The organism is Actinoplanes palleronii, assembly GCF_016862315.1.
Classification (GTDB): Bacteria; Actinomycetota; Actinomycetes; order Mycobacteriales; family Micromonosporaceae; genus Actinoplanes; species Actinoplanes palleronii.
In genome coordinates this window covers 30,497-44,292 of sequence record NZ_BOMS01000033.1, presented here as the reverse complement: position 1 = coordinate 44,292, position 13,796 = coordinate 30,497, and the positions used below count along the sequence as shown (strand labels likewise).

The following is a 13,796-nucleotide window of genomic DNA, read 5'->3' as shown; positions in this document are numbered from 1 at the left end:
GTTCCCCGATCGTCGGAGTTACGACAGATCACGTCCGGCGACCCGTCCCGGCTGCGAACTCTCGGCCACCGGAGGGTGACAGCCCGGCATCGGGCCCGATTTCCGGCCGGTTTCGCCGAACGCGATTGATGAACGGGTCCGAGTGGGAATACCTACCGGGGAAGAAGGAGGAAGCCTGATGTCCCCCACCGCCACCATCGTCCTAATCGTCGCTGTCCTGCTCGTGCTGGCCGCGATCGTGCTCGGGGTCCGCGCCGCGCGGCGACGCCGGTTGCAGCAGACCTTCGGGCCCGAATACGACCGCGTGGTCGCCGACACCGGCAACCGCACCGAGGCGGAACGCGAACTGACCGAGCGCACCAAGCGGCACGCCAAGCTGGAACTGAAGCCGCTCTCCGCGGAGCACCGGGCGACGTACGCCGCCGCCTGGGAAGAGGTCCAGATCCGGTTCGTGGACAGTCCGAAGGAGGCGGTGGAGACCGCCGACGAGCTGGTCACGAGCTTGATCGGCGAACGCGGCTACCCGACCGGCGACTACGATGAGCGGTTCGCCGACCTCTCCGTCGAGCACGCCACCACCCTGGAGCACTACCGCGCCGCGCACGAGATCAGCCAGCGCAGTAAGAACAACACCAGTGAGTCCGGCGAGAATGACGAGACCGGCACCGAGGACCTGCGCCAGGCGCTGGTCCACTACCGGGCCCTCTTCGCCGACCTGCTCGGTGAGGACCCGGTGTCGAGCGCCGGCAGCACCGCGTCAGTACCCGCACCGCGTACGGCCACGGAGGACGTCACCACGACCGCCGAGGACCGTTCCGTGAGCGAGCAGCCCGCCCCCGAATCCGGCGTCGCCCCTTCCCGGCCCGACGCCACCAGCCGCTGAGGAGCACCCACGATGCGCTTCTTCTCCAACGAGGCCAAGGACAACGTCGACGACCAGGACGAGCGCACCGGCGCCGTGCCGCAGCAGCGGGCCGGATCGCCGTGGCAGGACGCACCGGCCGGTGACGGCCCGGACGGGCGGCCGGCCGAGTCCGGCGCCCACCGCGATCTGAGCGACGACGACACCACGAAGATCAATGACGTGCACCAGGACGCCGGCAGCGACGTGACCCAGCCGATCGGCGGCCACCGGAGCGACCTCGACGATCGCCCGGACCTCGGCGACGACACGTCGTTCCGGACCGACACGTCGGATAAATCCGACAGCAGCACGACCGATTGGTCCGGCAGCGGCGCCAAGACCGACGACAACAACGCCGTTGACCTCGATCTCGACGACCGCACGAACGACGACGACCGCAAGGACGTCATCGACCGCAAGGACGATCTCGACCGCAGGGACAGCCTCGACGATCACACGACCGACGAGGCTGCTGCCGAGGCCGGCCGCGACACCGCCGGGATCGACCACGACACCGTCGAAGCCGGCCGCGACACCGCCGGGATCGACCATGACACCGTCAAGGCCGACCAGGACGCCCTCGACGGCGACCGGGACACCACCGACGTCGAGGACACCACTGACAAGGCGGCCACCTGGGATCGGGCCGGCGAAGAGGATCGGGTCGCCGACGAGCAGGTCGCCGACGAGGAGCAGGCCGAAAAGGACGAGGCGGAGCGTTCCATGGGACAGGGCACTGTCGAGAAGGTCGAAGAGGCGAAGGCCGACGACGTCGTGGTGACCGAGCCGGAGCCGGTGGTGGCGGTCGCCGCCGTACCGGCCGTGGCGCCGGTGACCTCGGAGATCAGCGGCTCGAAGTCGTTCTTCCCGGAGGCCGAGACCCAGCCGCTGCGGGACCGGTGGCGCGACGTCCAGCTGCACTTCGTCGACGACCCGAAGGCGAGCACCGCCGAGGCGGCCGCGCTCGTCGACGAGACCATCGAGAAGCTGACCACCGCGCTGCGCGAGCACCGCGGCTCACTCTCCGGCGGCGGCGACGACACCGAGACGCTGCGGGTGGAGCTGCGGGCGTACCGGGACATCCTGGACCGGTTGCTCGGGCTCTGAGCTCAGGTCGTACCGAAAAAGGGGGAGCCTGAATCGGCTCCCCCTTTCGCATGTCCAGCGTCCTTGACCAGCGCTTTTACAGCTCCGACTCCGGGTGGTCGGGACCGGGCTCGGTCGGCTCGTCACCGGGGTCCGCCGACGAGGTGGACGGTTCCGGCTCGGGGGTGGACTCGGTGGGCGGGTCGCTCGGCTCGGACGACGGCTCGGACGGCTCCGCCGACGGCGTCGGCGACTCGGTGGCCTCGGGAGTCCCCGGCGAGTCGGAAGCACTGGGCGAGACCGACGCCGACGGGCTGGCCGAAGCACTGACCGACGGCGAGGGTGACGGGCTGGCGGTCAGTGGACGCCGGTTCGACGCCGGCACGGTCCACCGGACGGTCGGGGCGCTGGTCTCGGACTCCTCGCCGGCCCCGGCGCCACCCGGGTCGGCCTCGGCCGCCGGAAGCTGCTGAAGAATGGTCGTGCCGGGCGGCCTGACCGGCGCGTCGACCGCGCCGAGCTGCACGCCCAGCCACAGTGCCGGACCCACTCCGACCGCGACGATGGCCCCGAACAGCGCCATCGGGCCCCGTTCCATCAGCGCCTCCCCAGCGTCCCTGCCATCGTCCCGGCAGGGGACGGACTCCTGCTACCCATTTAAGGCGTACCCGAAGCCAACAACTGAGGTCATTGTCGCCTGATGTGACGCCCGGGGTATTCATTCGTCGCAGACGAGACTCGGGATACTTCCGGGCCCGGACCGGACCCGCGGGTCACCGGGTGCCGGCCAGGAAGGTGACCGCGTCCTCCCAGGCCGCCCAGCCGCCGGGAAGTTCCTCGGTGTCCAACGACGACCGCAGGGTGAGGCTGCCGCCGTCGTGCAGGCCGAGCACCCAGCCCCGCCGCCGCCCGGGCAGCGCGGTCACCGCGGCCACGTCCACGAACGGTACGAACCGACGCCCGTCCACCGGTGCTTCCATGGTGGCCACCGCGGTCTGCCCCTCCGGAGACTCCGGAACAGCAGAAGAGACCGGGACACCGGTCGCCGCGATCTGGTGGAGTCGCCGCTTCGCATCGCCGCCCTTGCCCCGGGCCAGCCCGGGGACCAGCAGAAAACCGAGGTCGGTGACGAGCAGGTCGGTCCGCCCGCCGTCCGCCGACAGGTTGACCAGGCCGCCGAGCACCTGCGCCCGGGCCGCCGGGCGGTCGCCGACCGGTGCGGCCAGATCCACCCCGATCTGGGTGAGGTAGGCGCGGACCGCCTCGGCCTGTTCCGGGTCGGCGGCGGCCGCGGCCACGTCGGTGAGGTTCAGGTGGTTGCCGTCCCGGGCCACCAGCTCGGCGGTGCCGGTCCAGTTGTGCCGCCAGCGGGCCACGTCGCTGCGCAGCGCGGCCAGGGCCAGCATCAGGGAGAGCAGGTCGACGATCCGGTCGGCGGTCTCCTCCGGGGAGAGGCCGGGGAAGATGGTGGCCGCGGCGGTCTTGAGGCGGCCGTCGGCCGCCAGTTCCAGGACGCGTTCGGCATCCGGTACCGGCACACCGACCGCCCGGGACACGGTCGCGAGTGCTGCCTCGGCTTCCCGTTCCATCTCGGCGGTGCGCGCCACGCTGAGGAAGCCGTCCCACCCCACTTCGGTACGACCGTGCGACGGGAAGGCCACGGCCTGCAGCGCCTTGCCGAGCCCGGGAAGGTCGGGAACCAGCTCGTCGGCGGTCTCCTCCACCACCGGCGCCGGCTCGGCGGCAGGCGCCTCGTCGGTAGCCGCCTCCTCGGAAGGGGCCGGCGGTGTCAGCGCGGCCAGCCGCTCGGCCAGCGGCGGATGGGTGTCCCAGGCGCCGCCCGGCTCCGCGCCCCGCGCTCGCAGGATCGCCACGTCCTCCCCGCGCGCCGCGAGCACCCGCAGGAACCCGCCGAACACGTCCTCCGGCACGTGCCCGGCCTGCCAGCCCGGCCCGACGTACTCGGCGTGGAACAGCCGCTGCATCCCGGCCAGCACCGGCAGGTCGCGCAGCACGGCGACGGCCGCCACCGGGCCGGCGTACTCGGCCGCGATCCGGTCGGCGGCGAGCTCCTGTGCCCGGCTGAACGGCGCGTCCCGGCGGCGGTAGACCTCGGCGTACGCCCGGAGGACCACCGCGACCGGGTTGCGGCCGCGACCCCAGCGGGACGCCAGCCGCCCCACCACGACCCGGCCCCGGTACGCCGCCGGCGCCCACCGGCCCAGCCGCGTCGACCCGTGCGCCAGCTCATGGGCGACCGCGGCGCGCACCCGCGCGGTGTCCCAGGCCTGCAGCAGCGGCAGCCCGAGGTACAGATCGCGGCGGCCGCCGACCAGGCCGAGCGCCCGGGTCTGCTCGCCGGTCACCACGGTGGCGTCGGCGACCACGGTCAGCCCGTCCGGCGGGCTCACCCCGGCGGCGGTTGCCGCGCCGTCGACCAGCGCCCAGAGTTCCGGCGCGTCGGCCCGGGTCACCGCGACCCCGGCCGGCACCCGGCGGCGGCTGTGCAGGGCGCGCCAGGTGGCGTACCCGAGCGCGCCGAAGGTGGCCAGGCTCAACGGCACGCCGGCGCGCAACGCGAAGTCCGCGGGCAGCAGTTTCAGCACCGTCCACAGCACGGCGAGCACCACCGCCAGCTGCAGTCCGGCGACGACCAGGAACCCGGCCAGGGCGGTGGCCGACCTGGTTGCCGCTCGCGCGTCGTTGCTCAAGCCGCTCTCCTCCTACCGATCAAAGCCGGTCACCCGACCCGGCTCCTCAACAAGCCGACACCGGCCTCCCGGCCGAAACGACGGACGGGCCGACACCTGCTCCCGGCCGAAACGACGGACGGGCCGACAGCGTAGGCGTGTGGTTGGAGGTACGGCTGGGAGCCCCGAGCCGATCAGGCCGACGGCCAGTCGATCTCCGGGGAGCGGAAGTAGTTGACCCCGGCGGCCTCCCAGCGCGGCCCGAACGCGGCCACCCGGTCGCGGAAGGACGCCCAGTCCCGGCCGCTCTGCGGGGTCCACGCCACCTCGGCGACGGCGGGCAGCCGGGGGAAGGTGAGGTACTGCACGTCGGCCGGGCTGCGCAGGGTCTCCGACCAGAGCGGGGCGGCGACGCCCAGCACCGACTCCTCGGGGAGGCCGGCGAGGCGGTGTGCCGGGTCCCAGTCGTACGAGCGGGCGACCGGGACCAGGCCGGCCCAGTCCAGCCCGATCGGGGTGGTCTCGTCGTACTTCATGTCCAGGTAGACCCGGTCGGCCGGTGACATGATCACCTGGCGGCCGGACGCGACCACGCTCGGCGCCTCGGCTTCCGGGCGCCAGTACTGCACGACGGTGTCCGCGGGCAGCTCGACGCCGGCGATCTCGTGCCAGCCGATCGCCCGTTTGCCGTACTTCGCGGGCAGCGGCAGCACCCGGGCCAGGAACGCGCGGTAGTCCTCGGGCGAGGTGGAGAGGCACTCGTCGCCGCCGATGTGCAGGTACGGCCCCGGGGTGGCGTCGGCGACGGTCTTGAGGACGGCCTCGACGAAGGCGTACGTCTCCTCCTTGCCGGCCACCAGCGAGCTGTACCCGACCTCGGCGTCGGTACGCGGCGCGATCGGCTGCCCGTCCGCGGTCAGTTCCGGATACGCCACCAGCGCCGCGTTCACGTGCCCGGGCATGTCGATCTCCGGGATCACGGTCACGAACCGCTCGGCGGCGTACGCGGTCACCTCGGCGTACTCGGCCAGGGTGAGGAAGCCGGGCCCGGCGCCGTCGCAGCCGGTGCCCGGGCCCCCGCCGATCTCGGTGAGCCGGGGCCAGCCCGGGATCTCCAGCCGCCAGCCCTGATCGTCGGTGAGGTGCAGGTGCAGGTGGTTGATCTTGAATTGGATCAACAGGTCGAGATGCGCCTTGATCTCGTCGACGGTGAAGAAGTGCCGGGCCAGGTCGAGCATCGCCCCGCGGTACGCATAGCGCGGCCGGTCCTCGATCACCCCGCCGGGCAGCACACCGTCCCCGGCGGCCAGCTGGCGCAGCGTCTGCACGCCCCAGAAGAGCCCGGCCCGGGTGGCGGCCCGCAGTGTCACGCCGTCGCCGGTGATCGCCAGGCGGTAGCCCTCCGCACCGAGCCCGGCGGCGTCGTCCAGCTCGAGGCGGACTCCCCCGTTCTCGTCACCGGCGCCGGGGAGAGCAGCCAGCCAGATCGTCGTGTCAGGGGAGAGAGTGAAGGTCACGGCCGGTTCCGGAACTACCAGAGCGGGCGCCGGGATCACATCGCCGAGCCGCTTCGTCAGAGGGCGCACTCTGAACACTCTAAACTGTTTCGCTATGGCGATAACTGTGCGTCACGCCACCCATGGCGACGAGCAACCTTTACACGCCCTGGCGACACTTACCTTCGGATTAGCCTGCCCACCGGGCACTGAACAGACGGACATCGATACGTTCATCGCCACCCACCTGTCCGTGGCCCGGTTCGCCGACTACCTCGCCGACCCGGACCGGACCGTGCTGATCGTGTCGGATCAGGATCAGCCGCTGGGCTACGCGATGCTGGTCCGCGGCCCGATCGCGGATCCGGACGTGGCCGTCGTGGTGGACCCGGACACCAGCGTCGAGCTGAGCAAGTTCTACCTCACCGCCGAGCGGCACGGCTCGGGCGCGGCCGCGGCCCTGATGGCGGCCACTCTGGACGCGGCCGCCGCGACCGGTGCCGCGACCTGCTGGCTCGGGGTGAACCAGCAGAACGTCCGGGCCGCCAAGTTCTACGCCAAGCACGGCTTCGACATCATCGGCGTCAAGCGGTTCCTGGTCGGCGCGGAGTGGCACGACGACCACATCCGCAGCCGGCGCCTCATCACCTGATTTTTATATAAGTCACGACCGAAACGTGACGCGAAATTGTCGCACCCGGTCGCTACCTTCATTGATGCGGACCGACGCCACGGGGGCGTCGGTCCGTCCACATCAGAGTGACCCTTCGCGGGACAGCGCCGCGCTCGCCGTGCGGACCAGTTCGCGCAGCTCGTCCGGGGATTCGACGGTGAAGGGCGCGCCCAGCACGCCCAGCACCATGGCCGGCCAGCGCAGGTCGTCGACGTTCATCCGAAGTCGACAGACGCCGTCGCGCACCGGTTCACAATCGCCCCAGTTGCCGACGAAGGCGCGAATCGCCTCCGGTGACTCCCGGATCAGCACGGACACCTCGTACCGATTGGGGATTGCCCTGATCCGCGACCGCAACCAGGCCACCGGATCTCCGCCCGGGATCTGCCGGGGCCGGAAGCGGGCGCCGGCCGGCAACGGGCCGGCGATCCGGTCCACCCGGAAATTGCGCCAGTCGGCCCGGTCCAGGTCCCAGGCCAGCAGGTACCACTTGCGGCCGAGCGGTACCAGCCGGTGCGGTTCGACGTGCCGCCGCGAGCCGGCGCCGTCGCGCGGCGTGTAGTCGAAACGCAGCCGTTCCTCGGCCCGGGTGGCCATCGCGATCGTGGTCAGCACCCCGGCGTCCAGGGTCGGGCCGCCACCGAAGACGCCGGGGCTGGTCACCGCCTGCAGCGCGTCGATCCGGCGGCGCAACCGGGGCGGCAGCAGCTGGATCACCTTGGCCAGCGCCCGCACCGAGGTCTCCTCGAAGCCGGCGACCGCGCCGGCCGCGGCGCTGCGCAGCCCGACCGCGATGGCCACCGCCTCCTCGTCGTCGAGCAGCAGCGGTGGCATGGCTGCGCCGGCCTGCAGCTGGTACCCACCGGCCACGCCACGGTTGGCGTCCACCGGATAGCCCAGCTCACGCAGCCGGTCCACGTCCCGGCGCAGGGTGCGCGGGCTGACCTCGAGCCGGTCGGCCAGCTCCGTGCCGGGCCAGTAGCGGTGGGTCTGCAGCAGCGACAGCAGTCGCAGCATCCGGGCACTCGTGTTCGCCATCAGCCCAGACAACCTTTCATTGCGGACAGGAGTTGGCCGCAATGAAAACTAGCGTCGAAGCCATGATGATTGCGACACGAGAACTGACGAAGCGGTTCAAGAGCGTGACCGCGGTCGACGGCATCACGCTCGAGGTCGCGGACGGCGAGTTGGTCGCCCTGCTCGGGCCGAACGGCGCCGGCAAGTCCACCACGCTGCGGATGCTCACCACGCTGATCCCGCCGACCGGGGGCAGCGCCGAGGTGGCCGGTTTCGACGTGGTCGCCAAGCAGCGCGAGGTGCGGCGCCGGATCGGCTACATCGGACAGGGCAACGGCGCCGGGCACAGCCAGCGCGGCCGGGACGAGCTGATCAGCCAGGGCCGGGCGTACGGCCTGCCGGTCCGTCAGGCGCGCGCCCGGGCCGGCGAGCTGATCGAGTCGCTGGGCCTGGGCGAGGTCGCCGACCGTACGGTCTCCTCGCTCTCCGGCGGCCAGCGCCGCCGCCTGGACATCGCGATGGGCCTGATCCACGCGCCCGAGCTGCTCTTCCTGGACGAGCCGTCCACCGGGCTGGACCCGCAGAACCGGGCCAACCTGCAGGAGCACATCGTCGGGCTGCGTCGCGAGCACGGCACCACGATCGTGCTGACCACGCACTACCTGGAGGAGGCCGACTCGATCGCGGAACGGGTGATCGTCATCGACCACGGCCGGATCATCGCGGACGACACCCCGCAGCGGCTGAAGGCCAAGCACGTCGGCGACCGGGTGTTCCTCGGCTTCGGCTCGGAGGCCGACGCGACGACAGCTGCCGGGCTGCTCAACGGGGTCCGTGAGGGCGACCGGGTCCAGGTCTCCGCCGACGACGGGCCGCGGATGGTCCCCGGCGCGATCGAGGAGCTGCGGACCGCCGGCGTCGCGGTGCACTCGGTCGAGGTCACCCGCCCGACCCTCGACGACGTCTTCCTGACCCTGACCGGTCGCAGCCTGCGCAACGAGGAGGCCTGATCATGAGTTCCCTGGTCACCGACACCCGCGTGGTCTTCAGCCGGGAGCTTCGCCCGGTGCTGCGCAGCCCGTTCTCGATCGTCTTCTCGATGGTCCAGCCGCTGTTCTTCCTGGCCCTGTTCGCGCCGTTGCTGCCCGAGGGGTCGTCGCTGCAGTGGTTCGTCCCCGGGATCATCGTGATGTCCTGCCTGTTCGGCTCGTCGATGACCGGCTCGAACCTGCTCTACGAGATCCAGACCGGCTCGCACGAGCGGATGCTGGTCACCCCGCTGCGGCGGCCCGCGCTGCTGATCGGACGGGCGCTCAAGGAGATCGTCCCGATGATCGCCCAGGCCGCGGTGATCGTGCTGGCCTGCCTGCCGTTCGGTTTCCGGCTGCACCTGACCGGCGCGGTGCTCGGGCTGCTGATCCTGGCCGGGTTCTGCGTCGGGCTGGGCGCGCTGTCGTACACCCTGGCGCTCGCCTCGAAGAACCAGGAGTGGCTGTTCTGGACCGTGCAGCAGACCCTGCTCTTCCCGCTGTTGTTGCTGGCCGGGGTGCTGTTGCCGATCGACAACGGTCCGGGTTGGTTGCGGTTGCTGTCCCAGATCAACCCCATGACGTACGTGGTGAACGCCGAGCGGGCGCTCTTCGACGGCGACATCTGGTCCCGGACGACGGTCTACGGACTGATCGCCGCGGCCGGGGTGGGACTGCTCGGATTGTTCGTCGGTGTCCGGGCGATGCAACGCTCCGACTGACCCGCCCGCCCGCTACCTTCTTTCTCGCATCGCCCGGCGAAACCGCGACCGGGGTGATGGGGCAGGAAGGCGGCGGGCGGATGCTCGGTCGGGAACGAGGCCGGCGTGACACTGCTCGGGACGAGTCCCCGCGCAGGATCCTCCAGCGGCCCGGCGCCCTGCTGCGCGGCGAGCTGCTGCCCGGGCATTTCCGCCAGTTCTTGGACGGATTGCGCCTGGACGGGCTGCGGCGACCGACCGGCCACGCACCGGCGCAGCGCCACGGCAACCCGGACGCGGTGGTGGACTGCGCGGTCTACGCCGGTGGCGCGCGCCGCGCCGAGCCGGGTCACCCGCGCCAGGTGCCCTACCCGGAGGCAGCCCGGATCGCCCGGCGCCGCCGCAACGCGTTCGTCTGGCTCGGCCTGCACGAGCCGGACCAGGCCACCATGACCGTGGTCGCCGAGGTGTTCGGCCTGCACGAGCTGGTCGCCGAGAACGCCACCAGTGGCGGCCACCGGCCCGGGGTGGAGACCGTCGGCGAGGTGACCCGGCTGGTGCTGCGCGCCGCGCGCTACGTCGAGCACGACCGGCTGACCGCCACCTCCGAGGTGGTCGAGACCGGTGACATCACCGTGCTGATCGGCCCGTGGTTCGCGATCACCGTGCGGCACGGCCCGGTCGGCCCGCTCCGGGCGGTGCGCGAGGAGCTGGAGACCCGCCAGGACGTGTTGCGGCACGGACCGTGGTCGGTGGCGTACGCGGTCGGCAACCGCCTGGTGGAGAACTACCTGGAGGTGGCCGCCCACGTCGAACGCGACCTGGAACGCCTCGAGGAGGAGACCTTCGCGACCGTCCGCACTGACGGGATCGCCCACATCTACCAGCTCAAACGGGAGATGGTGGAGTTCAAGCGCGCGGTGCTGCCGCTGGCCGAACCGCTCACCCGGCTGCTGGAGGCCCGGAACCTCCCGGCCGGGCTGCAGCCCTACCTGGAGGACGTGCGTGGCCGGCTGAGCCGCGCGGTGGACCGGGTGGCGAGCTTCGACGACCTGGTCAACTCGATCCTGCAGGCCCGGCTGGCGCAGATCTCGATCGACCAGAACGACGACATGCGCAAGATCGCCTCGTGGGCCGCGATCGCCGCGGTACCGACGGTGATCGCCGGGATCTACGGGATGAACTTCGCGGTGATGCCCGGACTGGACTCGCCGTACGGTTTCACCGGCGCCATCGCGGCGATGGCCGGGCTCGGCGGCGGCCTCTACTGGCGGCTCAAGAAGGCCGGCTGGCTCTGAGCGCCAGCAATCACCCAGAGTAGTGGCGACCAAGGTCACAGCGAGCAGCCGTCCAGAAGTCCACTTCGGACCGCTATCCTCGCTGAGCTGACCCTTTTCCCCTGATCGGGTCGAGTCGGCTATCCGTTCGGCCGACTTCTACACCGGACGGTAGGCGAAGCCCAGCGGCTTACCCTCTCCCCGCAAACACGGCGAGTTACTAGTTTCTGGTGGCGTCGATCTTTGGGGGATGACTGAAGTGACGGCACTAGACGCCGCACCGCGGCAGGGCACGGCACCGCCCGGCGAGCGCGGCGTCCTCGCCTCGCTGCGCGGTCACGTCGACCTCTTCCTGAACGCCGGCTCGTTGATGGCGACCACGCTGATCACGTCGGCGTTCGGTTTCGCGTACTGGTGGGTGGCCGCGCACGTGGCCTCCCCCTCGGCCGTCGGCCAGGCCTCCGCGGCGGTGTCCGCGATGACCCTGATCGGCACGATCGGCATGTTCGGCATGGGCACCATGCTGATCTCCGACCTGCCCTCGATCTCCCGCGGCAAGTGGGACCTGATCTCGACGTGCCTGCTGGTGGCGGGCGCCGCGGCGACCGTCGGCGGTGTCCTCTACGTGGCCGTCGCGCACCTCTGGATCCCGAGCCTGCAGCAGGCCATGGGCGGCGTGCCGGCCACCGCGCTGCTGGTCACCGGCATCGCGCTGAACGCCATGACACTGGTCCTCGACGAGGCCATGGTCGGCCTGCTCCAGGGCCCGCTGCAGCTGATGCGCAACGCCTGGTTCTCGGTGATCAAGCTGGTGCTGCTCGGCCTGCTGGCGCTGCTGCCGATCACGCTGACCGGCGGCGAACTGCTGCTCACCTGGGTGGCCGGCGTGGTCGCGTCGACAGCGATCCTGCACGGGGCGATCCGCCGTCGCGGGATGCTCGACTCGCTGCGGCCCCGGGTGTCGCTGCTGCGCGGCCGCGGCCGCGCCACCCTCGACCACAACCTGCTGAACCTGGCCACCTACCTGCCCCGGGCGGCCCTGCCGCTGATCGTCACCGCGGTGCTGTCGGCCGAGGCGAACGCCGCCTTCTACACCGCGTTCATGGTGCTGTCGTTCCTGGCCATGGTGCCGGGCAACGTCGCGCTCACGCTCTTCGCGGTGGCCAGCGGGGACCGCGCCGCGCTGCGCAGCAAGGTCCGGATGGGCCTGCTGATCTGCCTCGGCGGCGGGCTTCCGGTCGCGCTGGTGGTGATGGTGCTGGCCCACCCGATCATGTCGGTCTTCGGCAAGCAGTACGCGGACACCGCCGGCACCGCCCTGGCCATCCTGACCCTGACCTACGTGCCGTTCGTCTTCCACCACTTCTTCCTGGCCGTCTCCCGGGTGCAGAACCGGGTCCGTGGCGCCGGGATCTTCTCGGTCTTCGCCGGCGCCGCCGAGCTGCTGGCCGCCTGGTGGGGTGGCAGCCACGGCGACCTGAACGACCTGGTCACCTGGGTGGCCGTGGTGATGGCGATCGAGGCCGTGCTGGTCGCGCCGATCGTGCTGAAGGTTGTATTCGCGCCCGTCGTCGACGAGACGGCGATGGCAGAGGGAGTGAATGTCATGTCCACCACCAGCCTGACCCTGCACGAGCGTGCCTGGCTGCCGCTCGAGTACATCCGCACGGTCGGCCCGCTGACCGGTGTCACCGCGGACCGGCTGCGCGCCGCGCTCGTCGGCCTGCACACCGCCGACGCGACGCACCGCGCCGTCTCCCGGCTGGACCGGGCCGGCGCGAACTGGCAGCACATGGACGCGGCCAGCTTCGCGACGTACGTGCTGGACGCGGTCACCGATCTGGGCCCGGGCCCGGTGGACTTCGACGAGATGACCCGGCGGTTGCAGGCCGAGCCGCGGGCACACCACCCGGTGCGGATCCTGGCCGGCGGCGGGTACGTGGCGCTCAAGGTGTCCCACGCGTACGGCGACGCCGGCCCGGTGAACACCCTGCTGCACGAGCTGATCCAAGCCGCGAACGAGGGCCGGGCGGCGCGGATCGCCCCGTCCGTACGGCACCGTGCGGCGCTGCCGAAGGCCTGGTGGAAGCAGTTCGGCCTGCACCCGGACCGGTGGAAGGCGGGACTGAGCTTCCCGAAGCCGCCACACCAGGCACCCGCGCCGACCCGGCCGTGGCGGGCCGACCTGACCGTGCGCACCGCGCGCTCGGCCCTGGTGCTCGCCGACATGCGCAGCTGGCGCGACGAGTACGCCCCGGGCGTCACCACCTCGGCGATCACCTTCGCGGCGTTCACCTCGGCGCTGGTCGAGCTGGGCCTGCGACCCGACCTGACCGGCGGCACGTTCCTCGCCGACGCCCGGCGCTACCTGGGCAAGGGCGTCAGCATCGACAGCAACTTCTGCATGGGCCCGTACCTGCGGCCGGCGAGCCTCACCGACCCGCTGTCGATCCACCGCACGCTCAAGGCCGAGCTGGCCACCGGCCGGTTGCTGACCATGATGGTGCTGCGCGAGGGCAAAATCATGCTGACCGGCGCGCCCGGCATGCCGGACCCGTTCCCGGCCGAGATCGCGGTTGAGCCGCAGCCCCGGCTGACCTTCAGCAACCAGGGCCGGCACGACATGCTCAGCGACCTGCCGTGGGCGGTCGACGCGACCGGCCGGATCAACCAGAGCGTGCCGACGCTCAACGGTCCCGAGGGCATCACGCTGACCACCAGCGAGATGAACGGCGTGCTGCACCTGGAGGCCACGTTCCACGCCTCGACCTACGACCCGCAGCTGCTCGAGCGCGCCCTGGACCTGGTCTGCAGTGACCCGGCCGGACTGATCATGGCTCGTCGCTGACGATTCACGACCCCGATTTTGTACGCGTGAAGAAGGCGCACGGCCGGGGGGAAGCCGGCCGCGCGCCCTCTTTCAT

The 13,796-nt window shown here is 71.5% G+C and carries 11 protein-coding genes; 7 read left to right on the top strand and 4 right to left on the bottom strand.

The annotated features are described in order from the left end of the window. The first annotated feature begins 178 nt into the window (after positions 1 to 178). Complete coding sequence (locus tag Apa02nite_RS12405) at positions 179 to 883, top strand: hypothetical protein (RefSeq protein ID WP_203825181.1); 705 nt, start codon at positions 179 to 181, stop codon at positions 881 to 883. A 12-nt stretch (positions 884 to 895) separates the two neighbouring features. Continuing rightward, positions 896 to 2,011, top strand: coding sequence for a hypothetical protein (locus tag Apa02nite_RS12400; protein WP_203825180.1), 1,116 nt, complete (start codon positions 896 to 898; stop codon positions 2,009 to 2,011). Between the two features lie 76 nt (positions 2,012 to 2,087). Here Apa02nite_RS12400 and Apa02nite_RS12395 read toward each other — a convergent pair whose 3' ends face one another. The 3 genes from Apa02nite_RS12395 to Apa02nite_RS12385 form a co-directional block, all read right to left on the bottom strand. After that, positions 2,088 to 2,588, bottom strand: coding sequence for a hypothetical protein (locus tag Apa02nite_RS12395; protein ID WP_203825179.1), 501 nt, complete (start codon positions 2,586 to 2,588; stop codon positions 2,088 to 2,090). Between the two features lie 175 nt (positions 2,589 to 2,763). Next, entirely contained in the window at positions 2,764 to 4,701 is a 1,938-nt protein-coding gene (locus tag Apa02nite_RS12390) for a M48 family metallopeptidase (protein WP_203825178.1), read from the bottom strand. 173 nt (positions 4,702 to 4,874) lie between these two features. After that, positions 4,875 to 6,266, bottom strand: a complete 1,392-nt coding sequence (locus tag Apa02nite_RS12385) for a beta-N-acetylhexosaminidase (protein WP_203825177.1) — start codon at positions 6,264 to 6,266, stop codon at positions 4,875 to 4,877. A 25-nt stretch (positions 6,267 to 6,291) separates the two neighbouring features. On the opposite strand from Apa02nite_RS12385, the gene Apa02nite_RS12380 reads away from it, so the two are divergent. Continuing rightward, positions 6,292 to 6,828 (top strand): GNAT family N-acetyltransferase, encoded by a 537-nt coding sequence (locus tag Apa02nite_RS12380; RefSeq protein ID WP_203825176.1) that lies wholly within the window; start codon positions 6,292 to 6,294, stop codon positions 6,826 to 6,828. A gap of 102 nt (positions 6,829 to 6,930) precedes the next feature. Here the strand turns inward: Apa02nite_RS12380 and Apa02nite_RS12375 are convergent, their stop codons facing one another. Next, positions 6,931 to 7,887 (bottom strand): helix-turn-helix transcriptional regulator, encoded by a 957-nt coding sequence (locus tag Apa02nite_RS12375; RefSeq protein ID WP_203825175.1) that lies wholly within the window; start codon positions 7,885 to 7,887, stop codon positions 6,931 to 6,933. Between the two features lie 62 nt (positions 7,888 to 7,949). Here Apa02nite_RS12375 and Apa02nite_RS12370 point away from each other — a divergent pair, with 62 nt between their 5' ends. From Apa02nite_RS12370 to Apa02nite_RS12355, 4 genes are all read left to right on the top strand, one after another. Continuing rightward, positions 7,950 to 8,876: an ABC transporter ATP-binding protein gene (locus Apa02nite_RS12370; protein ID WP_239164271.1), complete on the top strand. Its 927-nt coding sequence runs from the start codon at positions 7,950 to 7,952 to the stop codon at positions 8,874 to 8,876. Positions 8,877 to 8,878: 2 nt separating this feature from the next. Beyond that, positions 8,879 to 9,616 (top strand): ABC transporter permease, encoded by a 738-nt coding sequence (locus tag Apa02nite_RS12365; protein ID WP_203825174.1) that lies wholly within the window; start codon positions 8,879 to 8,881, stop codon positions 9,614 to 9,616. 80 nt (positions 9,617 to 9,696) lie between these two features. Next, positions 9,697 to 10,893: a magnesium and cobalt transport protein CorA gene (locus tag Apa02nite_RS12360; RefSeq protein WP_203825173.1), complete on the top strand. Its 1,197-nt coding sequence runs from the start codon at positions 9,697 to 9,699 to the stop codon at positions 10,891 to 10,893. Positions 10,894 to 11,122: 229 nt separating this feature from the next. Continuing rightward, positions 11,123 to 13,720 carry a lipopolysaccharide biosynthesis protein gene (locus Apa02nite_RS12355; RefSeq protein WP_203825172.1) on the top strand — a complete coding sequence of 866 codons (2,598 nt, stop codon included), beginning with the start codon at positions 11,123 to 11,125 and terminating at the stop codon, positions 13,718 to 13,720. Positions 13,721 to 13,796 lie beyond the last annotated feature (76 nt).

Coding starts and splice junctions, on each gene's coding strand:
- Apa02nite_RS12405 (WP_203825181.1), top strand. CDS start 179: ATGTCCCCCACCGCCACCATCGTCCTAATCGTCGCTGTCCTGCTCGTG.
- Apa02nite_RS12400 (WP_203825180.1), top strand. CDS start 896: ATGCGCTTCTTCTCCAACGAGGCCAAGGACAACGTCGACGACCAGGAC.
- Apa02nite_RS12395 (WP_203825179.1), bottom strand. CDS start 2,588: ATGGAACGGGGCCCGATGGCGCTGTTCGGGGCCATCGTCGCGGTCGGA.
- Apa02nite_RS12380 (WP_203825176.1), top strand. CDS start 6,292: ATGGCGATAACTGTGCGTCACGCCACCCATGGCGACGAGCAACCTTTA.
- Apa02nite_RS12375 (WP_203825175.1), bottom strand. CDS start 7,887: ATGGCGAACACGAGTGCCCGGATGCTGCGACTGCTGTCGCTGCTGCAG.
- Apa02nite_RS12370 (WP_239164271.1), top strand. CDS start 7,950: ATGATGATTGCGACACGAGAACTGACGAAGCGGTTCAAGAGCGTGACC.
- Apa02nite_RS12365 (WP_203825174.1), top strand. CDS start 8,879: ATGAGTTCCCTGGTCACCGACACCCGCGTGGTCTTCAGCCGGGAGCTT.
- Apa02nite_RS12360 (WP_203825173.1), top strand. CDS start 9,697: ATGCTCGGTCGGGAACGAGGCCGGCGTGACACTGCTCGGGACGAGTCC.
- Apa02nite_RS12355 (WP_203825172.1), top strand. CDS start 11,123: ATGACTGAAGTGACGGCACTAGACGCCGCACCGCGGCAGGGCACGGCA.